General features: G+C 63.0%; 16 protein-coding genes and 4 tRNA genes. 19 read left to right on the forward strand and 1 reads right to left on the reverse strand.

All coding sequences use genetic code 11. The features are described 5' to 3' along the window. The first annotated feature begins 340 nt into the window (after positions 1–340). The 19 genes from J8I34_RS26225 (at position 341) to rpsJ (ending at position 21,988) form a co-directional block, all read left to right on the forward strand. Positions 341–426: transfer RNA gene (locus J8I34_RS26225), tRNA-Tyr, on the forward strand. A 51-nt stretch (positions 427–477) separates the two neighbouring features. Then, positions 478–551: transfer RNA gene (locus tag J8I34_RS26230), tRNA-Gly, on the forward strand. A gap of 39 nt (positions 552–590) precedes the next feature. Beyond that, a tRNA-Thr gene (locus tag J8I34_RS26235) sits at positions 591–665 on the forward strand. A gap of 46 nt (positions 666–711) precedes the next feature. Continuing rightward, the gene (gene tuf, locus J8I34_RS26240; RefSeq protein WP_209775475.1) at positions 712–1,902 is read left to right on the forward strand and encodes an elongation factor Tu; all 1,191 of its coding nucleotides are present in this window, start codon (positions 712–714) and stop codon (positions 1,900–1,902) included. 84 nt (positions 1,903–1,986) lie between these two features. Then, positions 1,987–2,062 (forward strand) — tRNA-Trp (locus tag J8I34_RS26245). Between the two features lie 59 nt (positions 2,063–2,121). After that, the gene (secE, locus tag J8I34_RS26250) at positions 2,122–2,502 is read left to right on the forward strand and encodes a preprotein translocase subunit SecE (protein ID WP_029049797.1); all 381 of its coding nucleotides are present in this window, start codon (positions 2,122–2,124) and stop codon (positions 2,500–2,502) included. A 10-nt stretch (positions 2,503–2,512) separates the two neighbouring features. Continuing rightward, positions 2,513–3,094 carry a transcription termination/antitermination protein NusG gene (gene nusG, locus J8I34_RS26255; RefSeq protein ID WP_029049798.1) on the forward strand — a complete coding sequence of 194 codons (582 nt, stop codon included), beginning with the start codon at positions 2,513–2,515 and terminating at the stop codon, positions 3,092–3,094. 162 nt (positions 3,095–3,256) lie between these two features. Then, the gene (gene rplK, locus J8I34_RS26260; RefSeq protein WP_010810467.1) at positions 3,257–3,688 is read left to right on the forward strand and encodes a 50S ribosomal protein L11; all 432 of its coding nucleotides are present in this window, start codon (positions 3,257–3,259) and stop codon (positions 3,686–3,688) included. After that, positions 3,689–4,384, forward strand: coding sequence for a 50S ribosomal protein L1 (rplA, locus tag J8I34_RS26265; protein ID WP_029049799.1), 696 nt, complete (start codon positions 3,689–3,691; stop codon positions 4,382–4,384). Between the two features lie 409 nt (positions 4,385–4,793). Then, positions 4,794–5,315: a 50S ribosomal protein L10 gene (gene rplJ, locus J8I34_RS26270; RefSeq protein WP_115705207.1), complete on the forward strand. Its 522-nt coding sequence runs from the start codon at positions 4,794–4,796 to the stop codon at positions 5,313–5,315. Positions 5,316–5,384: 69 nt separating this feature from the next. Next, on the forward strand, positions 5,385–5,759 hold the full coding sequence (gene rplL, locus J8I34_RS26275) for a 50S ribosomal protein L7/L12 (RefSeq protein WP_010810464.1): 375 nt from the start codon (positions 5,385–5,387) through the stop codon (positions 5,757–5,759). Between the two features lie 428 nt (positions 5,760–6,187). Then, a complete protein-coding gene (gene rpoB, locus J8I34_RS26280) occupies positions 6,188–10,294 on the forward strand; it encodes a DNA-directed RNA polymerase subunit beta (protein ID WP_029049801.1) in 4,107 nt (1,368 codons plus the stop codon). 115 nt (positions 10,295–10,409) lie between these two features. Continuing rightward, positions 10,410–14,657: a DNA-directed RNA polymerase subunit beta' gene (gene rpoC / locus J8I34_RS26285; RefSeq protein ID WP_029049802.1), complete on the forward strand. Its 4,248-nt coding sequence runs from the start codon at positions 10,410–10,412 to the stop codon at positions 14,655–14,657. Between the two features lie 186 nt (positions 14,658–14,843). Then, entirely contained in the window at positions 14,844–16,691 is a 1,848-nt protein-coding gene (gene recQ / locus J8I34_RS26290; protein WP_209775476.1) for a DNA helicase RecQ, read from the forward strand. A 336-nt stretch (positions 16,692–17,027) separates the two neighbouring features. After that, positions 17,028–17,405 carry a 30S ribosomal protein S12 gene (gene rpsL / locus J8I34_RS26295; RefSeq protein WP_010810460.1) on the forward strand — a complete coding sequence of 126 codons (378 nt, stop codon included), beginning with the start codon at positions 17,028–17,030 and terminating at the stop codon, positions 17,403–17,405. Between the two features lie 228 nt (positions 17,406–17,633). Then, positions 17,634–18,104 (forward strand): 30S ribosomal protein S7, encoded by a 471-nt coding sequence (rpsG, locus tag J8I34_RS26300; RefSeq protein WP_010810459.1) that lies wholly within the window; start codon positions 17,634–17,636, stop codon positions 18,102–18,104. A gap of 117 nt (positions 18,105–18,221) precedes the next feature. Continuing rightward, positions 18,222–20,330: an elongation factor G gene (fusA, locus tag J8I34_RS26305; RefSeq protein WP_029049804.1), complete on the forward strand. Its 2,109-nt coding sequence runs from the start codon at positions 18,222–18,224 to the stop codon at positions 20,328–20,330. Between the two features lie 80 nt (positions 20,331–20,410). Continuing rightward, positions 20,411–21,601 (forward strand): elongation factor Tu, encoded by a 1,191-nt coding sequence (gene tuf / locus J8I34_RS26310; RefSeq protein WP_209775475.1) that lies wholly within the window; start codon positions 20,411–20,413, stop codon positions 21,599–21,601. A 78-nt stretch (positions 21,602–21,679) separates the two neighbouring features. Next, positions 21,680–21,988 carry a 30S ribosomal protein S10 gene (gene rpsJ, locus J8I34_RS26315; RefSeq protein WP_006160488.1) on the forward strand — a complete coding sequence of 103 codons (309 nt, stop codon included), beginning with the start codon at positions 21,680–21,682 and terminating at the stop codon, positions 21,986–21,988. Positions 21,989–22,083: 95 nt separating this feature from the next. On the opposite strand, the gene J8I34_RS26320 is transcribed toward rpsJ, so the two are convergent. Continuing rightward, positions 22,084–23,103: an AraC family transcriptional regulator gene (locus J8I34_RS26320; RefSeq protein WP_209807354.1), complete on the reverse strand. Its 1,020-nt coding sequence runs from the start codon at positions 23,101–23,103 to the stop codon at positions 22,084–22,086. Between the last annotated feature and the right edge of the window lie 215 nt (positions 23,104–23,318).

Below are 23,318 nucleotides of genomic sequence, written 5' to 3' on the forward strand. Positions count from 1 at the left end.
CGCCGATGATAGTGCGGATTCCCGTGTGAAAGTAGGTCATCGCCAGGCTCTTATTGTGCAAAACCCCTCGACAGCGTTCGCTGCGAGGGGTTTTTGCTTTTCCGGCAGGCTGTTTGCCTGGTGCTCCGCAGTTCCGCCAGACCGCTTCAGAGCCTCCAGGAGCCGTCCGGCGAAGTCCCTATAGGGTGAGAACGCAGAAATCTAAACTGCGCTTGTGGGAGCCGCAGGCGGCACCGAGCACCACGCCGGAACGCCTGCCCGGGCCTGATCGAGTACAGCATCCGCAACGGAAAGTGCTTGACAGGCAAGGCCAAGAGCCCCATAATCGATAGTTCTCTGCGGAGAGGTGCCCGAGTGGCTAAAGGGGGCAGACTGTAAATCTGTTGGCTTACGCCTACGCTGGTTCGAATCCAGCCCTCTCCACCAGAATGCAAGACAGCAGCCGGCAACGCCGGTGAAGAAGCAGGAAAGACCCAGGCGGGTGTAGCTCAATGGTAGAGCAGAAGCCTTCCAAGCTTACGACGAGGGTTCGATTCCCTTCACCCGCTCCAGTCGCGCGGTTGCTGTCATACAGTAGTACGTCTAGTTTCGCCCATGTGGCTCAGTGGTAGAGCACTCCCTTGGTAAGGGAGAGGTCGGCAGTTCGATCCTGCCCATGGGCACCAAATACCACCGCACTGGCAACATCGCTACCGAGACAGGAGTCGCGCAATGGCAAAGGAAAAGTTCGAGCGGACTAAGCCGCACGTGAACGTTGGTACGATTGGTCACGTTGACCATGGCAAGACCACGCTGACCGCAGCGATCGCCACGGTGCTGGCTGCCAAGTTCGGCGGTGCCGCCAAGAAGTACGACGAAATCGACGCAGCGCCGGAAGAGAAGGCACGCGGTATTACCATCAATACCGCCCACGTCGAGTACGAGACGGCCAACCGCCACTATGCGCACGTTGACTGCCCGGGCCACGCCGACTACGTGAAGAACATGATCACGGGTGCCGCCCAGATGGACGGCGCGATCCTGGTGTGCTCGGCCGCTGACGGCCCGATGCCGCAAACGCGTGAGCACATCCTGCTGGCCCGCCAGGTCGGCGTGCCGTACATCATCGTGTTCCTGAACAAGTGCGACATGGTGGACGACGCTGAACTGCTCGAGCTGGTCGAGATGGAAGTTCGCGAGCTGCTGAGCAAGTACGAATTCCCCGGCGACGACACCCCGATCATCAAGGGTTCGGCCAAGCTGGCGCTGGAAGGCGACAAGGGCGAGCTGGGCGAAGAAGCCATCATGCGCCTGGCCGACGCGCTGGACACCTACATCCCGACGCCGGAGCGTGCCGTTGACGGTACCTTCCTGATGCCGGTGGAAGACGTGTTCTCGATCTCGGGTCGCGGCACCGTGGTGACCGGCCGTATCGAGCGCGGCATCATCAAGGTCGGCGAAGAAATCGAAATCGTCGGTATCCGCCCGACCGTGAAGACCACCTGCACCGGCGTGGAAATGTTCCGCAAGCTGCTGGACCAGGGCCAGGCTGGCGACAACGTCGGTCTGCTGCTGCGCGGCACCAAGCGTGAAGACGTCGAGCGCGGCCAGGTGCTGTGCAAGCCGGGTTCGATCAAGCCGCACACCCACTTCACCGGCGAGGTGTACATCCTGTCGAAGGACGAAGGCGGCCGTCACACCCCGTTCTTCAACAACTACCGCCCGCAGTTCTACTTCCGCACGACCGACGTGACCGGCTCGATCGAGCTGCCGAAGGACAAGGAAATGGTCATGCCGGGTGACAACGTGTCGATCACCGTCAAGCTGATCGCCCCGATCGCCATGGAAGAAGGCCTGCGCTTCGCTATCCGCGAAGGCGGCCGTACCGTCGGCGCCGGCGTCGTGGCAAAGATCCTCGACTAAGCTGTTCGATTGCGAACGCGGCACCAACCGGCCGCGTTCGTTGCCAGAAAAGGGTTGGCGCAAGCGCCAGCTCTAAGTAGTTCTAGGGGTATAGCTCAACTGGCAGAGCGTCGGTCTCCAAAACCGAAGGTTGGGGGTTCGATTCCCTCTGCCCCTGCCAAATCAATCAGCCGCGTCGCGAGGAGCAATCGTGACGCGGCTTAGTCTCGTTTGCGAAACATGGCCAATCCCAATGTTGAAACCGTGAACGCCAACAGCGGCAAGTGGATGCTCGGCGTCGCGGTGCTGCTGGTGGTTGCCGGCGTCATCGGTTTCTATGCACTCGCACAGCAACCGTCTTATGTACGTGGCGCTGCGCTGTTCGGCGGTATTGCACTGGGTGTAGTGGTTGCACTGGTGTCGGCACCGGGCAAGGACTTCATTGGGTTCGCCAAGGAATCGTATCGGGAAGTTCGCAAGGTCGTCTGGCCGACGCGCAAGGAATCCGGGCAGATGACGGGGCTGGTCTTCGTCTTTGTCGTCATCATGGCACTGTTCCTGTGGTCGGCGGACAAGCTCATTGAGTGGATCGTGTTTTCGCTCGTACTGGGCTGGAAATAAGAGGTAGCACATGACGGATAACGCTCAGCAGGAAACCACCGCGCCGGAATCGCCTTCATCGAAGAAGCGCTGGTATGTCGTGCATGCCTACTCCGGCATGGAGAAGAGCGTGCAGCGCGCGCTGCAGGAGCGCATCGACCGCGCCGAGATGCAGGACAAATTTGGCCGCATCCTGGTGCCGTCCGAAGAAGTCGTGGAAATCAAGGGTGGTCACAAGTCGGTGACAGAACGCCGTTTCTTCCCGGGCTACGTGCTGGTGGAAATGGAAATGACCGACGAAACCTGGCACCTGGTGAAGAACACCAGCAAGGTCACCGGTTTCGTGGGCGGCGCCCGCAACCGCCCGAGCCCGATTTCGCAGCGCGAAGTCGACAAGATCATGACCCAGATGCAGGAAGGGGTCGAGAAGCCGCGTCCCAAGACGCTGTTCGAGGTGGGCGAAATGGTGCGCGTCAAGGACGGTCCGTTCACCGACTTCAACGGCAACGTGGAAGAAGTGAACTATGAGAAATCGCGCCTGCGTGTCTCGGTCACCATCTTCGGACGTGCGACGCCGGTCGAGCTCGAGTTCGGCCAGGTCGAGAAGGTTTAAGGAATTTGCGGGCTGTCGGCCGAGAGGGCGGCAACCCGCAACGGCGGCGCCCCTGGGTGTTGCCAAAGAGGAGCGTGAGGCCGTGCCACCGGTGCGGCGACAGCGCGTTACGACTCAACAGGATCGCAACCCCCGAGTGGGGCGATCCGGATTGGAGTAGAAATGGCCAAGAAGATCATTGGCTTTATCAAGCTGCAGATTCCGGCTGGTAAGGCAAATCCCTCCCCGCCCGTTGGTCCCGCACTGGGTCAGCGTGGTCTGAACATCATGGAGTTCTGCAAGGCGTTCAACGCCCAGACCCAAGGCATGGAGCCTGGTCTGCCGGTGCCGGTGGTGATTACCGCCTTCGCCGACAAGAGCTTCACCTTCGTGATGAAGTCGCCGCCGGCGACCGTGCTGATCAAGAAGGCAGCCGGCATCACCAAGGGTTCGCCGAAGCCCCATACCGACAAGGTTGGCAAGATCACCCGCGCCCAGGCTGAAGAAATCGCCAAGGCCAAGAACGCTGACCTGACTGCCGCCGACCTGGACGCCGCCGTGCGTACCATCGCCGGTTCGGCTCGTTCGATGGGCATCACCGTGGAGGGTCTGTAAATGGCTAAGGTTTCCAAGCGCGTCGCTGCCAACAAGGCGAAGATCGAGCGTACCAAGTTCTACCCGATCGACGAGGCCCTGGGCCTGGTGAAGGGCTGCGCCTCGGCGAAGTTCGACGAGTCGATCGACGTGGCCGTGCAACTGGGCATCGACGCCAAGAAGTCGGACCAGGTGGTTCGTGGTTCCGTGGTGCTGCCCGCCGGTACCGGCAAGTCGGTGCGCGTGGCTGTGTTCGCCCAGGGCGACAAGGCCGAGGCCGCCAAGGCCGCCGGTGCTGACATCGTCGGCATGGAAGACCTGGCCGAGCAAGTCAAGGCCGGCAACCTGAACTTCGACGTCGTGATCGCTTCGCCGGACACGATGCGTATCGTCGGTACGCTGGGCCAGATCCTGGGCCCGCGCGGCCTGATGCCGAACCCGAAGGTCGGTACCGTGACCCCCGACGTGGCCCAGGCTGTGAAGAACGCCAAGGCCGGTCAGGTTCAGTTCCGTGTCGACAAGGCCGGTATCATCCACGCCACCATCGGCCGCCGTTCGTTCGAAGACGCCGCGCTGAAGAGCAACCTGTCGGCGCTGCTGGACGCGCTGGTCAAGGCCAAGCCGGCCACCAGCAAGGGCGTGTACCTGCGCAAGATCGCCGTTTCGTCGACCATGGGCGTTGGCGTGCGTGTCGACCAGGCTACGCTGGCTGCCTGAGCTGACGGCAAATTGCTGACCGGCACCCGATAACACCGGTCGGCAAGAAGAATTGAAGACCCTGGCCAATGGCGAGGGTCGTCTCCGGACCGCAAGGAATGGAGGATGGCTTTGGGCAGTGGTGCCCGCTGGATGCGCAAGCATCGGCAGGCACCGCTGGTTATCAAAGACCGCTGGTGTCCTTGTCCGCGGCAGTATGGCGGAAAGGGCTTAATCGGTCGGAACGTGCGGGAGGGCTTCCAAGCCTGAGCGACGTCCTCCGGCCAGCCAGCGCAGATGGCGCACCCGAAGGGATTGAAGCAACCGGGCACTGACCCGGGTGATTCGGGCCAATCGGACGCCGTTCGTTTGTGCTGACGTGAAGGCTCCGGTATTGCCGGAGACATAAGCGTCATTTTGGAGCTTAACCGTGCCACTCAATATTGAAGATAAGAAGGCCGTCGTTGCTGAGGTCTCGGCGCAAGTCGCCAAGGCCCAGACCATCGTCGTGGCCGAATATCGCGGCATTGCGGTTGGCGATCTGACCAAGCTGCGCGCTACCGCTCGCCAGCAAGGCGTGTACCTGCGTGTTCTGAAGAACACGCTGGCTCGCCGCGCCGTCGAAGGTACGCCGTTTGCAGGCCTCGCAGAGCAGATGACCGGTCCGCTGATCTACGGTATTTCCGAAGATGCAGTGGCCTCGGCCAAGGTTCTGAACGACTTCGCCAAGACCAACGACAAGCTGGTCCTGCGCGCCGGGTCGTATGACGGCAAGGTTCTCGACGCTGCCGCCGTGAAGGCGCTGGCCTCGATCCCGAGCCGCGACGAACTGATTGCTCAGCTGCTGGGCGTGATGCAGGCACCGGTGTCGGGCTTCGCCCGTCTGCTGGCTGCTCTGGCCGCCAAGAAGGAAGAAGGCGCTCCCGCGGAAGCGGAAGCTGCTGGCGCCTAAGGCAATCCAGGCCGCGCATCGAAAGATCGCATTACCGATACCGAATCAAATCTAGTAGGAGTATTTCAAATGGCAATCACCAAAGACGACATCCTGGAAGCCGTTGGCGCGATGTCCGTGATGGAACTGAACGACCTGGTCAAGGCGTTCGAAGAGAAGTTTGGCGTGTCGGCTGCTGCCATGGCCGTGGCTGCTGCTCCGGGCGCTGGCGGTGCCGCCGCTGCTGAAGAGCAGACCGAGTTCAACGTGATCCTGGCCGAAGTCGGCGCCAACAAGGTTGGCGTGATCAAGGCCGTTCGCGAAATCACCGGCCTGGGCCTGAAGGAAGCCAAGGACCTGGTCGATGGCGCACCGAAGCCCGTCAAGGAAGGCGTGGACAAGGCCGCTGCTGCCGAAGCCAAGAAGAAGCTGGAGGACGCCGGCGCGAAGGTCGACGTCAAGTAATGCTGTACTCGCGTGCCTTTGCGGCACGCGAATGGGGCTGGCAAAGGGAAATTCCCGGCGCCAGCCTTTTTGCGCTTGTGCGATTGTGTTTTAGTCACCACTCAGCACAGTGGCAAAGTCGCAAAAAGTGATCTTTGCGAGTCCTGGCGGCACTTGATTTGCCGGCAACTCAGCAGAGGCCAAACATCAGTGGCACACTAAGTGGTTGCTGCTGATGTTTGTCTTCTGAACCGACTGCAGAAGACAAGTTTGGTCGGGTGTCCCCCGGGCGAGTGCAGGCGTTGCGCTGATGCGACGACCACACCGCCCGCAGCGTGCGGGCACCGTCAGCCAGAGGTTGGTAGCGGCCAACCGCCAAATCCCCTCCCAGTCGCTGAACACCTCAGGCACGGCCAGGTCCAGCCGTCCTGCGATGATTCGGAGATCCCATGGCGTACAGCTTCACCGAAAAGAAGCGCATTCGCAAAAGCTTTGCGAAGCGCGCTACGGTACATCAGGTTCCATTCCTGCTTGCCACCCAGATTGAATCCTACACCCAGTTCTTGCAAGCGGAAACGCCGACCGCGCGTCGCAAGACCGAAGGCCTCCAGGCCGCTTTCAACGCAATCTTCCCGATCTCCTCGCATAACGGGCTCGCCCGTATGGAGTTCGTCTCTTACCACTTGTCCAACCCGCCGTTCGACGTCAAGGAATGTCAACAGCGTGGCCTGACTTTCCATTCGGCCCTGCGCGCCAAGGTTCGCCTGATCATCAACGATCGCGAGAACCCGGGCAAGGTCAAGGAAGTAAAGGAGCAGGAAGTCTACATGGGCGAAATCCCGCTGATGACTTCCACCGGTTCGTTCGTGATCAACGGCACCGAGCGTGTCATCGTCTCGCAGCTGCACCGCTCGCCGGGCGTGTTCTTCGAGCACGACAAGGGCAAGACCCACAGCTCGGGCAAGCTGCTGTTCTCGGCACGTATCATCCCCTACCGCGGCTCGTGGCTCGACTTCGAATTCGACCCGAAGGACATCCTGTACTTCCGCGTCGACCGCCGCCGCAAGATGCCGGTGACGATCCTGCTGAAGTCGATCGGCCTGACCCCGGAACAGATCCTCGCGCATTTCTTCGTGTTCGACAACTTCACGCTGCAGTCGGAAGGCGCGCAGCTGGAGTTCGTGCCCGAGCGCCTGCGCGGTGAAGTCGCGCGCTTCGACATCGCCGACAAGAACGGCCGCGTGGTCGTGGAGAAGGACAAGCGGATCAACGCCAAGCACATCCGCGACCTGGACTCGGCCGGCACCAAGCTCATCAGCGTGCCGGAAGACTACCTGCTGGGCCGCGTGCTGGCCAAGAACATCATCGACCCGGATACCGGCGAGGTGATTGCCAACGCCAACGACGAGCTGACCGAAACGTTGCTGGAAAACCTGCGCGAAGCCGGCGTCAAGCAGATCCAGACCCTGTACACCAACGACCTGGACCAGGGCCCGTACATGTCGCAGACCCTGCGCGTGGACGAGACCGCCGACCAGACCGCCGCGCGGATCGCGATCTACCGCATGATGCGCCCAGGCGAGCCGCCGACCGAGGAAGCCGTGGAAGCGCTGTTCCAGCGCCTGTTCTACAGCGAGGAGTCGTACGACCTGTCGCGCGTTGGCCGCATGAAGGTCAACAGCCGCCTGGGTCGCCCCAGCGGTGAAGGCGCCATGGTGCTGCAGGACGAGGACATCCTCGAGACCATCAAGATCCTGGTCAACCTGCGCAACGGCAAGGGCGAGGTCGATGATATCGACCACCTGGGCAACCGTCGCGTGCGTTGCGTCGGCGAACTGGCCGAGAACCAGTTCCGCGCCGGCCTGTCGCGCGTGGAGCGTGCCGTCAAGGAACGTCTGGGCCAGGCCGAGACCGAGAACCTGATGCCGCACGACCTGATCAACTCGAAGCCGATCTCGTCGGCGATCCGCGAGTTCTTCGGTTCGTCGCAGCTGTCGCAGTTCATGGACCAGACCAACCCGCTGTCCGAGATCACGCACAAGCGCCGTGTCTCCGCACTGGGCCCGGGCGGTCTGACCCGCGAGCGTGCTGGCTTTGAAGTCCGCGACGTGCACCCGACCCACTATGGCCGCGTGTGCCCGATCGAAACGCCGGAAGGTCCGAACATTGGTCTGATCAACTCGCTGGCACTGTATGCGCGCCTGAACGAGTACGGCTTCCTGGAAACCCCGTACCGCAAGGTCGAGAACAGCAAGCTGACCGACCAGGTCGACTACCTGTCCGCGATCGAGGAAGGCAAGTACGTGGTGGCGCAGGCCAACGCGACCGTCGACGCCGAAGGCAACCTGACCGACGAACTGGTGTCGGCGCGTGAAGGTTCCGAGCGTGAAACCCGTATGGTGACGCCGGACCGCGTGCAGTACATCGACGTGGCGCCGTCGCAGATCGTGTCGGCCGCTGCCTCGCTGGTGCCGTTCCTGGAACACGATGACGCGAACCGTGCACTGATGGGCGCGAACATGCAGCGTCAGGCCGTGCCCTGCCTGCGTCCGGACAAGCCGCTGGTCGGTACCGGCATCGAGCGCACCGTTGCGGTCGACTCGGGTACTGCTGTGCAGGCGATGCGTGGCGGCCTGGTGGACTACGTCGACGCGATGCGTATCGTGATCCGCGTGAACGACGACGAAGCCGTGGCCGGTGAAGTCGGCGTGGACATCTACAACCTGATCAAGTACACGCGCTCGAACCAGAACACCAACATCAACCAGCGTCCGATGGTGAAGGTTGGCGACCACGTGGCCCGCGGCGACGTGATTGCCGACGGCGCCTCGACCGACCTGGGCGAGTTGGCGCTCGGCCAGAACATGCTGGTGGCGTTCATGCCGTGGAACGGCTACAACTTCGAGGATTCGATCCTGATCTCGGAGCGTGTGGTGGCCGAAGACCGCTATACCTCGATCCACATCGAGGAACTGTCGGTCGTTGCCCGCGACACCAAGCTGGGACCCGAGGAAATCACGCGCGATATCTCTAACCTGGCCGAAGCCCAGCTGGCTCGCCTGGACGAGTCGGGCATCACCTACATCGGCGCCGAGGTTGAAGCCGGCGACGTGCTGGTGGGCAAGGTCACGCCGAAGGGCGAGACCCAGCTGACTCCGGAAGAGAAGCTGCTGCGCGCGATCTTCGGCGAGAAGGCGTCGGACGTGAAGGACACCTCGCTGCGCGTGCCGTCGGGCATGAGCGGCATCGTGATCGACGTCCAGGTCTTCACCCGCGAAGGCGTGACCCGCGACAAGCGTGCCCAGTCGATCATCGACGACGAACTGAAGCGCTACCGCCTGGACCTGAACGACCAGCTGCGTATCGTGGAAGGCGATGCCTTCCAGCGTCTGGAGCGCCTGCTGATCGACAAGACCGTCAACGGCGGTCCGAAGAAGCTGGCCAAGGGCGCCAAGATCACCAAGGAATACCTGGCTGACGTCGACAAGTACCACTGGTTCGACATCCGTCCGGCGGACGAGGAACTGGCTGCCCAGCTGGAAGCCGTCAAGGAAGCCATCGAGCAGAAGCGCCACGAGTTCGACCTCGCCTTCGAAGAGAAGCGCAAGAAGCTGACGCAGGGCGATGAGCTGCCGCCGGGCGTGATCAAGATGGTCAAGGTCTACCTGGCCGTCAAGCGCCGCCTGCAGCCTGGCGACAAGATGGCAGGCCGTCACGGTAACAAGGGTGTGGTGTCGAAGATCGTCCCGATCGAAGACATGCCGTACATGGCGGACGGTACCCCGGCCGACATCGTGCTGAACCCGCTGGGCGTGCCGTCGCGGATGAACGTGGGCCAGATCCTGGAAACCCACCTGGGCTGGGCCGCGCGCGGCCTGGGCCAGCGCATCGGCGACATGCTCAAGGCATCGGCCAAGGCGCAGGAACTGCGCACGCTGCTCTCGCAGATCTACAACGAGAGCGGCAAGCCGGAAGACCTGGACAGCCTGAGCGACGCCGAAGTGCTGGAGCTGGCGCACAACCTGAAGAAGGGTGTGCCGTTCGCGACCCCGGTGTTCGATGGTGCGCACGAGAGGGAAATCAAGCGCATGCTCGACCTGGCCTACCCGGACGAGATCGCGGCCGAGAAAGGCCTGACCGCGTCCAAGCAGCAGGTCACGCTGCACGATGGCCGCACCGGCGAAGCGTTCGAGCGTCCGGTCACGCTGGGTGTGATGCACATGCTGAAGCTGCACCACCTGGTCGACGACAAGATGCACGCACGTTCCACCGGCCCGTACTCGCTGGTGACGCAGCAGCCGCTGGGCGGCAAGGCCCAGTTCGGTGGCCAGCGTTTCGGTGAGATGGAAGTGTGGGCACTGGAAGCCTACGGCGCGTCGTACGTGCTGCAGGAAATGCTGACGGTCAAGTCCGATGACGTGAACGGCCGTACCAAGGTGTACGAGAACATCGTCAAGGGCGAGCACTCGATCGACGCCGGCATGCCGGAATCGTTCAACGTGCTGGTGAAGGAAATCCGCTCGCTGGGTATCGACATCGACCTCGACCGCTACTGATCGAGACGATGCGGGTGCCGGCCGCGGCGGGCACCCACCAGCGCAGCATTTCCCACAGGATTGAATGCCACGGCACCGGACAGACTCCGGCGCGGTGGCGAAACAAGGAGTTGCAATGAAAGCATTGCTCGATCTCTTTAAGCAGGTACAGCAGGAAGAGCAGTTCGACGCGATCAAGATCGGCCTGGCCTCGCCCGAGAAGATCCGTTCGTGGTCGTACGGCGAAGTCAAGAAGCCGGAAACGATCAACTACCGTACGTTCAAGCCTGAACGCGACGGCCTGTTCTGCGCCAAGATCTTTGGCCCGATCAAGGACTACGAGTGCCTGTGCGGCAAGTACAAGCGCCTGAAGCACCGCGGCGTGATCTGCGAGAAGTGCGGCGTTGAAGTGACGCTGGCCAAGGTGCGCCGCGAGCGCATGGGCCACATCGAACTGGCCGCGCCGACCGCGCACATCTGGTTCCTGAAGTCGCTGCCGTCGCGTCTGGGCATGGTCCTGGACATGACGCTGCGCGACATCGAGCGCGTGCTGTACTTTGAAGCATTCGTGGTGCTCGAGCCCGGCATGACCCCGCTCAAGAAGAGCCAGATCATGTCGGAAGACGACTACCTGGCGAAGTGCGACGAGTACGGCGAGGGCGAGTTCGTCGCCATGATGGGTGCCGAGGGCATCCGTGAACTGCTGCGCGGCATCGACATCGAGAAGCAGATCGAACAGATCCGCGCCGAGCTGCAGGCCACCGGCTCCGAAGCCAAGATCAAGAAGTTCGCCAAGCGCCTGAAGGTGCTCGAGGCCTTCCAGCGTTCGGGCATCAAGCCCGAGTGGATGATCCTCGAAGTGCTGCCGGTGTTGCCGCCCGAGCTGCGCCCGCTGGTGCCGCTGGATGGTGGCCGCTTCGCGACCTCGGACCTGAACGACCTGTATCGCCGCGTCATCAACCGTAACAACCGCCTGAAGCGCCTGCTGGAGCTGAAGGCGCCTGAAATCATCGTGCGCAACGAAAAGCGCATGCTGCAGGAAGCGGTCGACTCGCTGCTGGACAACGGCCGTCGCGGCAAGGCGATGACCGGCGCCAACAAGCGCCCGCTGAAGTCCCTGGCCGAAATGATCAAGGGCAAGGGCGGTCGTTTCCGTCAGAACCTGCTGGGCAAGCGCGTCGATTACTCGGGCCGTTCGGTCATCGTGGTGGGCCCGACGCTCAAGCTGCACCAGTGCGGCCTGCCCAAGCTGATGGCGCTCGAGCTGTTCAAGCCGTTCATCTTCCACAAGCTGGAAACGATGGGCATCGCCACCACCATCAAGGCGGCGAAGAAGGAAGTCGAAAGCCAGACCCCGGTGGTGTGGGACATCCTCGAAGAGGTGATCCGCGAGCACCCGGTGATGCTGAACCGTGCGCCGACGCTGCACCGCCTGGGCATCCAGGCGTTCGAGCCGGTGCTGATCGAAGGCAAGGCCATCCAGCTGCACCCGCTGGTCTGCGCGGCGTTCAACGCCGACTTCGACGGTGACCAGATGGCTGTCCACGTCCCGCTGTCGCTGGAAGCGCAGATGGAAGCCCGCACCCTGATGCTGGCCTCCAACAACGTGCTGTTCCCGGCCAACGGCGACCCGTCGATCGTCCCGTCGCAAGACGTGGTGCTGGGTCTGTACTACACGACCCGCGACAAGATCAACGGCAAGGGCGAGGGCATGACCTTCGCCGACATCAGCGAAGTGATCCGCGCCTACGAGAACAAGGAAGTCGAACTGGCTTCCCGCGTGAACGTGCGTATCACCGAGTATGAGCTGGTCGACAAGGACGCCGAAGGCGACGCCCGTTTCGCACCCAAGGTCACGCTTCAGGCCACCACGGTTGGCCGCGCGATCCTGTCCGAGATCCTGCCGAAGGGCCTGCCGTTCTCGGTGCTGAACAAGCCGCTCAAGAAGAAGGAAATCTCGCGCCTGATCAACACCGCGTTCCGCAAGTGCGGCCTGCGCGAGACCGTGATCTTCGCCGACAAGCTGCTGCAGTCGGGCTTCCGCCTGGCGACCCGCGCCGGTATCTCGATCGCGATCGACGACATGCTGGTGCCGCCCGCCAAGGAGAAGATCATCGCCGAGGCCTCGGCCAAGGTGAAGGAATACGACAAGCAGTACATGTCGGGTCTGGTGACCGACCAGGAACGCTACAACAACGTCGTGGATATCTGGGGCGCCGCCGGCGACCAGGTGGGCAAGGCGATGATGGAGCAGCTCCAGCACGAGGACGTGGTCGACCGCGAAGGCAAGACCGTGAAGCAAGAGTCGTTCAACTCCATCTACATGATGGCCGACTCGGGCGCACGGGGTTCCGCCGCGCAGATCCGCCAGCTGGCCGGTATGCGTGGCCTGATGGCCAAGCCGGATGGCTCGATCATTGAAACGCCGATTACGGCGAACTTCCGTGAAGGCCTGAACGTTCTGCAGTACTTCATCTCGACCCACGGTGCCCGTAAGGGCCTGGCCGATACGGCACTGAAGACCGCGAACTCGGGTTACCTGACCCGTCGTCTGGTCGACGTGACCCAGGATCTGGTCGTGGTGGAAGACGATTGCGGCACCTCCAACGGCGTGGCCATGAAGGCCCTGGTCGAAGGCGGTGAAGTGATCGAAGCCCTGCGCGACCGTATTCTCGGCCGTGTGACCGTGGCCGACGTGGTGAACCCGGAAACCCAGGAAACCGCGATCGAATCGGGCACGCTGCTGGACGAAGACCTGGTCGAGCTGATCGACAATATCGGCGTGGACGAAGTCAAGGTCCGCACCCCGCTGTCGTGCGACACGCGCTACGGCCTGTGCGGCAAGTGCTATGGCCGCGACCTGGGCCGCGGCGTGCTGGTGAACTCCGGCGAAGCGGTGGGCGTGATTGCCGCCCAGTCGATCGGTGAGCCGGGCACGCAGCTGACCATGCGTACGTTCCACATCGGTGGTGCGGCATCGCGTGCGGCAGTGGCATCGAGCGTGGAAGCCAAGGCGACCGGTACCGTGCGTTTCACGGCGACCATGCGTTACGTCACCAATGCGAAGGGCGAACTGATCGTCATCTCGCGTTCGGGCGAGGCGCTGATCACCGACGACCACGGCCGCGAGCGCGAGCGCCACAAGATCCCGTACGGCGCCACGCTGCTGGTGCAGGACGGCCAGGCTATCAAGGCTGGCACGCAGCTGGCCACGTGGGACGCGCTGACTCGCCCGATCGTTTCGGAATACACCGGCACGACCAAGTTCGAGAACGTTGAAGAAGGCGTGACCGTCGCCAAGCAGATGGACGAAGTGACGGGCCTGTCGACCCTGGTGGTGATCGACGCCAAGCGCCGCACGGCTGCAACCAAGGGCATCCGCCCGCAGGTGAAGCTGCTCGACGCCAACGGCCAGGAAGTGAAGATCCCGGGCACGGACCACTCCGTGACCATCGGCTTCCAGGTTGGCGCGCTGATTACCGTGAAGGACGGCCAGCAGGTGCACGTGGGTGAAGTGCTCGCGCGTATCCCGACCGAATCGCAGAAGACCCGCGACATTACCGGTGGTCTGCCGCGTGTGGCCGAGCTGTTCGAAGCGCGTTCGCCGAAGGACGCCGCCGTGCTGGCGGAAGTCACCGGCACGACCTCGTTCGGCAAGGACACGAAGGGCAAGCAGCGCCTGGTCATTACCGACCTGGACGGCAATGCCCACGAGTTCCTGATCGCGAAGGAAAAGCAGGTGCTGGTGCACGACGGCCAGGTGGTGAACAAGGGCGAAATGATCGTGGAAGGTCCGGCGGACCCGCACGACATCCTGCGCCTGAAGGGCATCGAAGAGCTGGCGCACTACATCGTGGACGAAGTGCAGGACGTGTACCGTCTGCAGGGCGTGAAGATCAACGACAAGCACATCGAGGTGATTGTTCGCCAGATGCTGCGTCGTGTGCAGATCGCCGACGTGGGCGACACCAAGTTCATCCCGGGTGAACAGGTGGAGCGCTCGGAACTGCTCGACGAGAACGACCGCGTGATCGCCGAAGGCAAGCGTCCGGCGACCTACGAGAACCTGCTGCTGGGTATTACCAAGGCGTCGCTGTCGACCGACAGCTTCATCTCGGCGGCATCGTTCCAGGAAACCACGCGCGTGCTGACCGAAGCCGCGATCATGGGCAAGACCGACGACCTGCGTGGTCTGAAGGAAAACGTGATCGTCGGCCGTCTGATCCCGGCCGGTACCGGCCTGGCCTACCACCGTGCCCGCAAGGCACGCGAGGCCTCCGAGCGCGAACGCGCCCAGGCGATCGCCGAAGAAGAGCAGTCGCTCTTCATCGAGCCGCCGCCGGTGGTGCAGGCGACGACCGAGGGTGAAGGCGACAACGCCTGATCTTGCAGTAGTGATTGCCCGCCGCAAGGCGGTCGAAAGCCCGGCTGATCCAGCCGGGCTTTTTTTCTGCCCGCTCGTGGTGTGACCTTTCGTGAGAAACGTCGGAGAGTTTGCCCGCCAGGCGCGGTTGCCGGGTTCCTTAGTGGTAAGGTTACGGCTTTTCCGGCTTCAGCAATTCCGCAGTCCATGTCGCAAGCACTGGCGATCCTCAAGGATGTCTTCGGCTACCACGCCTTCCGCGGGCGTCAGGCCGAGATCATCGACCACGTTGCCGAAGGCGGCGACAGCCTGGTGCTGATGCCGACCGGCGGCGGCAAGTCGCTGTGCTACCAGATTCCGGCGCTGCTGCGCCAGCGCACAGGGCAGGGTGTCGGCATCGTGGTATCGCCGCTGATTGCGCTGATGCAGGACCAGGTCGCGGCGCTGACGGAAGCCGGTGTGCGCGCCGCGGTACTGAATTCGACGCTGACCGGTTCGGAAGCGTCAGCCGTCGAGCGCGACCTGCTGGCCGGCAGGGTGGAGATCCTCTACGTCGCACCCGAGCGGCTGATGACGCCGCGCTTCCTCGACCTGCTCGAGCGTACCCGCGTCGGACTGTTCGCCATCGACGAGGCGCATTGCGTATCGCAGTGGGGCCATGATTTCAGGCCGGAGTACATCCAGCTGTCGGTGCTGCACGAACGCTTCCCGTACGTGCCGCGCATCGCGCTGACCGCTACCGCCGACGCGCTGACGCGCAACGAGATCATTGAACGCCTGGCGCTGGACGACGCCCGCGTCTTCATCTCCAGCTTCGACCGGCCCAATATCCGCTACCGCATCGTCGAGAAGGACAATGCGCGCCAGCAATTGCTGGCCTTTATCAAGGCCGAGCACACCGCCGCCGACGGCACCCACGACAGCGGCATCGTCTACTGCCTGTCACGCAAGAAGGTGGAGGACACCGCGGCGTGGCTGGAAGGGCACGGCATCAACGCGCTGCCTTACCATGCCGGCATGGACCCCGGCACGCGCCAGCGCCACCAGGCACGCTTCCGCGAAGAAGAAGGGCTGGTGATGGTGGCCACCATTGCCTTCGGCATGGGGATCGACAAGCCGGACGTCCGCTTCGTCGCTCACCTTGACCTGCCCAAGAGTATGGAAGGCTACTATCAGGAGACGGGCCGCGCGGGGCGCGACGGATTGCCCGCCAATGCCTGGATGGCCTACGGCCTGGGCGACGTGGTGCAGCAGAAGCGCATGATCGACGAGTCCGGGGCGGACGAGGCGTTCAAGCGCGTGTCGTCGTCCAAGCTCGACGCACTGCTGGGTTTGTGCGAAACCGCCGGCTGCCGGCGCCAGCGCATCCTCGCCTACTTCGACGAAGCGAGCGAGCCCTGTGGCAACTGCGATACCTGCCTGGAGCCGCCGGCCACCTGGGACGGCACACGCGAGGCGCAGATGGCGCTGTCATGTGTGTACCGCACCGCGCAGGCAAGCCGGATCCACTTTGGTGCGACCCACCTGATCGACGTGCTGCGCGGCAATGCCTCGGAAAAGATCAAGCAGTGGGGCCATGACAAGGTATCGACCTTCGGCATCGGCAAGGATCGTTCGGTCCAGGAATGGCACACGGTCTTCCGCCAGCTGATCGCCCACGGTTTGCTGATGATCGACCATGGCGGCCACGGTGCGCTGCTGCTGGGCGAACGTGCGCGCGAGGTGCTCAAGGGCGAGCGACAGATCATCCTGCGACGCCAGGCTACCAAGGCGGGCAAGTCTGGCGAGCGCGCGGCGCGCGGCACCCGCACCGACCATACCGCGGACATGGACGCCGACACGCTGGCGAACTGGGAGGCACTGCGCCGCTGGCGCACCGAGGCCGCGCGCGAGCACGGCGTGCCGGCCTACGTGATTTTCCATGACGCCACGCTGGCCGAATTGGCGCGCACTGCGCCGGATTCGCTCTCGGCGATGCAGGGCATTCCCGGGATTGGTGCATCCAAGCTGGAGCGCTACGGGCAGGGCATCCTCGACACCCTGCGCGGCATCTAGCCACCGCTGTTTCCAGCCGAGTATACGGCTTGACGGTATACGATTCCGCTGCTAGGATGCCAGATTCGAGTTTTTGGCTTTGGATTTCGCTCGCCCGTCGGATAAGTGGCTTTCATGCCGCTGCTGGCAAGCCTTCCGGACCGGTTTTGATGGACCGGTGGCGGCAGACGCGGGATCCGGGTGCCGGCTCGCGCTCTTTGGCATGCTGTTACCGCACAGTCCCGTCTCCAGAGCGCGTCCGCTCATCTCTCCCGCCCAAAAACCCGTAGTTGCCTCTCCAGCCTGGCGCATGCCGGCGCGAGGGGCGTTTTTCGTAAAACCAAGCTGGATTGAACAATGCCAACTATCAACCAACTGGTTCGCAAGCCGCGCGTCTCTGAAGTCGTCAAGAGCAAGAGCCCGGCGCTTGAGAACTGCCCCCAGCGCCGTGGTGTGTGCACCCGCGTGTACACCACGACGCCGAAGAAGCCGAACTCGGCACTGCGTAAGGTCGCCAAGGTGCGCCTGACCAACGGTTTCGAAGTCATTTCGTACATCGGCGGTGAAGGCCACAACCTGCAGGAACACTCGGTCGTGCTGATCCGCGGCGGCCGTGTGAAGGATCTGCCGGGTGTGCGTTACCACATCGTCCGTGGCTCGCTGGATCTGCAAGGCGTGAAGGACCGCAAGCAGGCCCGTTCGAAGTACGGCGCGAAGCGCCCGAAGGCAGCCTAAGCTTAGGGTGCCTGGGTCTGCGAGACCCGAAGCAGCAACAAACGATAGCCTGTGGCGCAAGTCATGGTGCTGTCACCAGGCGGCGGTACAACGGAGCGCCTTTTTGGCAACCGTGCCGTCGAGTAAGTGGTCACCCGGCGAATTTGCTGTCTATTGCATGCAAGCTAGTTGGTGGCCGGAGAGCGGAAACAACTGACCGCGCTCTCAACTGAATCTAAAGGAAAGAAGATGCCACGTCGTCGTGAAGTCCCCAAGCGGGATGTTCTGCCTGATCCGAAGTTCGGCAACGTTGAAGTTGCCAAGTTTATGAACGTGCTGATGCTGGACGGCAAGAAGTCGGTTGCCGAACGTATCGTCTATGGCGCGTTCGACCAGATCGAAAAGAAGGCAGGCAAGGCCCCCATCGAAGTGTTCTCCGTTGCCATCAACAACGTGAAGCCGGTGGTGGAAGTGAAGAGCCGTCGCGTGGGCGGCGCCAACTATCAGGTTCCGGTCGAAGTCCGTCCGTCGCGTCGTCTGGCATTGGCGATGCGTTGGCTGCGCGAGGCCGCGAAGAAACGCAGCGAGAAGTCGATGGCGCTGCGCCTGGCAGGTGAGCTGCTGGAAGCATCGGAAGGCCGTGGCGGCGCGATGAAGAAGCGCGACGAAGTGCACCGCATGGCCGAAGCCAACAAGGCGTTCTCGCATTTCCGCTTCTAAGCGCGCGATAGCGTTTGTTGGTTGCCGGGCGGGCTGTGTTTTTACACATCTCGCCCGTTTGTGTTAGGGGCGCAGGCCATGAGATGCCGGCGCCTCACGGACGAATAGAGGATTAAAGTGGCTCGTAAGACTCCTATTGAGCGCTACCGTAACATCGGTATTTCGGCTCACATTGACGCGGGTAAAACCACCACGACCGAGCGGATCCTGTTCTACACCGGTGTGAACCACAAGATCGGTGAAGTGCATGATGGCGCGGCCACCATGGACTGGATGGAGCAGGAGCAGGAGCGCGGCATCACCATCACGTCTGCTGCGACCACTGCCTTCTGGAAGGGCATGGGCGGCAACTACCCCGAGCACCGCTTCAACATCATCGACACCCCGGGCCACGTGGACTTCACCATCGAGGTGGAGCGTTCCATGCGCGTGCTGGACGGCGCGTGCATGGTGTACTGCGCAGTGGGGGGCGTGCAGCCGCAGTCCGAAACCGTCTGGCGTCAGGCCAACAAGTACAAGGTGCCGCGTCTGGCGTTCGTCAACAAGATGGACCGTACCGGCGCGAACTTCTTCAAGGTCTACGACCAGCTGAAGACCCGCCTGAAGGCCAACCCGGTGCCCGTCGTGGTGCCGATCGGCGCTGAAGACGGCTTCCAGGGCGTCGTCGATCTGCTGGAAATGAAGGCGATCGTTTGGGACGAAGCCAGCCAGGGCGTGAAGTTCGAATACCAGGACATCCCGGCCGAGCTGCAAGCCACCGCTGACGAATGGCGCGAGAAGATGGTCGAGTCCGCCGCCGAAGCCAGCGAAGAGCTGATGGAAAAGTACCTGGGCGGCGAAGAGCTGACCCGCGCCGAGATCGTCAAGGCGCTGCGTGACCGTACCATCGCCTGCGAAATCCAGCCGATGCTGTGCGGCACCGCGTTCAAGAACAAGGGCGTGCAGCGCATGCTCGACGCCGTGATCGACTTCCTGCCGTCGCCGGTCGACATTCCGCCGGTTACGGGCACGGACGAGGACGACAGCGAGAAGAAGCTCGAGCGCAAGGCTGACGACAACGAAAAGTTCTCGGCACTGGCGTTCAAGATCATGACCGACCCGTTCGTCGGCCAACTGATCTTCTTCCGCGTGTACTCGGGCAAGATCAATTCGGGCGACACGGTGTACAACCCAGTCAAGAGCAAGAAGGAACGTCTCGGCCGTATTCTGCAGATGCATGCCAACCAGCGCGAAGAAATCAAGGAAGTGCTGGCCGGCGACATCGCCGCTGCGGTGGGTCTGAAGGACGCCACCACGGGCGACACGCTGTGCGATCCGGCTGCACCGATCGTGCTCGAGCGCATGGTGTTCCCGGAGCCGGTGATCTCGCAGGCTGTCGAGCCGAAGACCAAGGCCGACCAGGAAAAGATGGGCATCGCCCTGAACCGCCTGGCCGCTGAAGATCCGTCGTTCCGCGTGCGTACCGATGAAGAATCGGGTCAGACCATCATTTCGGGCATGGGCGAGCTCCACCTCGAAATTCTGGTCGACCGCATGAAGCGCGAATTCGGCGTGGAAGCCAACATCGGCGCGCCGCAAGTGGCCTACCGCGAAACCATTCGCAAGACGGCCGAAGGCGTCGAGGGCAAGTTCGTCAAGCAGTCGGGCGGCCGCGGCCAGTACGGTCACGCTGTGATCACGCTGGAACCGCAAGAGCCGGGCAAGGGCTTCGAGTTCATCGACGCCATCAAGGGCGGTGTGATTCCTCGCGAATACATCCCGGCGGTCGAAAAGGGCATCGTCGACACGCTGCCGAACGGTATCCTGGCCGGCTTCCCGGTGGTGGACGTGAAGGTCACGCTGACGTTCGGTTCGTACCACGACGTGGACTCGAACGAAAACGCGTTCCGCATGGCCGGCTCGATGGCTTTCAAGGAAGCCATGCGCAAGGCCAGCCCGGTTCTGCTCGAGCCGATGATGGCCGTGGAAGTGGAAACGCCGGAAGACTACACGGGTACCGTGATGGGCGACTTGTCGTCCCGCCGCGGCATCGTGCAGGGCATGGATGACATGGTTGGCGGCGGCAAGATTATCAAGGCCGAAGTCCCGCTGTCGGAAATGTTCGGTTATTCCACGTCGCTGCGCTCGGCCACGCAAGGCCGCGCCACGTACACGATGGAATTCAAGCACTACGCAGAGGCACCGAAGAACATCGCCGAAGCCGTGATGACGGCCAAGGGCAAGTAATAAAAGCTTTGCTGCCACGCCTTATCCGGCGTGGCGGTGTAATGAATCGAATCACACTGAATTCCATTAGGAGCTGAAAAATGGCAAAGGAAAAGTTCGAGCGGACTAAGCCGCACGTGAACGTTGGTACGATTGGTCACGTTGACCATGGCAAGACCACGCTGACCGCAGCGATCGCCACGGTGCTGGCTGCCAAGTTCGGCGGTGCCGCCAAGAAGTACGACGAAATCGACGCAGCGCCGGAAGAGAAGGCACGCGGTATTACCATCAATACCGCCCACGTCGAGTACGAGACGGCCAACCGCCACTATGCGCACGTTGACTGCCCGGGCCACGCCGACTACGTGAAGAACATGATCACGGGTGCCGCCCAGATGGACGGCGCGATCCTGGTGTGCTCGGCCGCTGACGGCCCGATGCCGCAAACGCGTGAGCACATCCTGCTGGCCCGCCAGGTCGGCGTGCCGTACATCATCGTGTTCCTGAACAAGTGCGACATGGTGGACGACGCTGAACTGCTCGAGCTGGTCGAGATGGAAGTTCGCGAGCTGCTGAGCAAGTACGAATTCCCCGGCGACGACACCCCGATCATCAAGGGTTCGGCCAAGCTGGCGCTGGAAGGCGACAAGGGCGAGCTGGGCGAAGAAGCCATCATGCGCCTGGCCGACGCGCTGGACACCTACATCCCGACGCCGGAGCGTGCCGTTGACGGTACCTTCCTGATGCCGGTGGAAGACGTGTTCTCGATCTCGGGTCGCGGCACCGTGGTGACCGGCCGTATCGAGCGCGGCATCATCAAGGTCGGCGAAGAAATCGAAATCGTCGGTATCCGCCCGACCGTGAAGACCACCTGCACCGGCGTGGAAATGTTCCGCAAGCTGCTGGACCAGGGCCAGGCTGGCGACAACGTCGGTCTGCTGCTGCGCGGCACCAAGCGTGAAGACGTCGAGCGCGGCCAGGTGCTGTGCAAGCCGGGTTCGATCAAGCCGCACACCCACTTCACCGGCGAGGTGTACATCCTGTCGAAGGACGAAGGCGGCCGTCACACCCCGTTCTTCAACAACTACCGCCCGCAGTTCTACTTCCGCACGACCGACGTGACCGGCTCGATCGAGCTGCCGAAGGACAAGGAAATGGTCATGCCGGGTGACAACGTGTCGATCACCGTCAAGCTGATCGCCCCGATCGCCATGGAAGAAGGCCTGCGCTTCGCTATCCGCGAAGGTGGCCGTACCGTCGGCGCCGGCGTCGTGGCAAAGATCCTCGACTAAGCACTTCCTGGGACATGCCCGCGGGCATGTCCCCATTCAACTGGGCACGTTGCCCAATCGCTCTTTTAAGGAAATATTATGCAGAACCAGAAGATCCGTATCCGCCTGAAGGCTTTCGACTATCGCCTGATCGACCAGTCGGCTGCCGAAATCGTGGATACCGCCAAGCGTACCGGCGCGATCGTCAAGGGCCCGGTGCCCCTGCCGACCCGCATCCAGCGCTTCGACATCCTGCGTTCGCCGCACGTCAACAAGACCAGCCGCGATCAGTTCGAGATCCGCACTCACCAGCGCCTGATGGACATCGTCGATCCGACCGACAAGACGGTTGACGCGCTGATGAAGCTCGACCTGCCGGCCGGCGTGGACGTCGAGATCAAGGTGTAAAGATGTTTCGGGCCGCCCAGGCGGCTTGATGCAGCAAACGGCGAACCGTGTGGTTCGCCGTTTTGTTTTGGGCGGTCCCTCTTGTGCGGAGCGGGCTAGCCTGCTCCGCGCCGCCTCAGCGTCTGCGCCGGACACTCTCCAAACACCCGCCGATACTCGGCACTGAACCGCCCCAGGTGCGCAAATCCCCAGCGCAACGCAGCCGCACTGACCGATGAAATCGATGCGTCGTACAGCAGATCCCGCCGCACCCGCTCCAGCCGCACGGTGCGCAGGTAAGTCATCGGCCCGGTGCCGCGATGCTCGCGGAAGCCGGCAAACAGGCTGCGCACGCTGACGCCAGCGACCTCCGCCAGCAAGGCCGGCGTCAACTCCGCGTCGGCGTTGGCATGCATGTATTCCTCCACCACCTTCACATGCCGCGGCGCCAACGGCTTGCCGTGCTCGCGCAGCGCCTCCGACAGGTCGTGCGGCTGCCATGTCAGCAGCGTGCCGATGACCAGCTGCTCGAGCTGGCAGGCGGTGAGCGGATGGCGCGTGGTCTCGGGCGCGGTCTCAAGCATTGCCGCGAGGTAGCGCATCAGCTCATGCCAGGCGCCCGAGCGCCAGGCCATGCCGAGCGCGAAGCGCAGCGGCCGCGCGGGGCGTCGGCCCAGGTGCGCGGCGCAGACGCGTTCCAGCGCACTGCGTTCGATGCGCACGATCAGCTGGTCGCTGTCGGCGCTCCAGCGCATGGCCAGCGGATCGCTGGGCGTCAGCACCGAAGCGCAATCGGGCGTCGAAATGATGTGCTGGTCGCCACAGCGGATATCGGCCTGCCCTGACAGCGGCATCTGCACCAGCAGGAAGTCGCCGAGCGGGCCGGGATCGATAGTGACCTCGGCCCCGTAGGCGAGGCGGTTGAAAGAAACCGCGCCAAGCGGCGCATGGTGCATGCGCGCCTGCAGCCGTGTGCCGCGCACGTCGAGCCGGTGCGGCTTGAATACACGGCCGACGGCGGCGCGCGTCTCGGCCAGGTCGGTCGAGGCGAACACGCACCGGGCGGGATCGCCGAGCAGGGCGCTCGCCAGCGGGCCCTGGGTCGGGACCGCCGTGGCGGCGGGGGGCAGCTGCATTGTCTCGCTCCTCTGGCGTGGCCGCGGTGCTGCCGGGCAGGGCGGCCAGCGGGTGCCGGCGGAGCCCTGGCGCCGTGCGCGCCGCATGGTCCGGGGAACGCGGCCGGCACGCACGCCGGCTCGCGGTTTCCCACGCGATCCACTATAGCGGATGCTCTTGCCGTCAGCGATGCAGCGTTGACCGGGTTCGCAGTTTCCTGCACTAATCGGATAGC

The organism is Cupriavidus phytohabitans, assembly GCF_017815025.1.
Taxonomy (GTDB): Bacteria; Pseudomonadota; Gammaproteobacteria; order Burkholderiales; family Burkholderiaceae; genus Cupriavidus.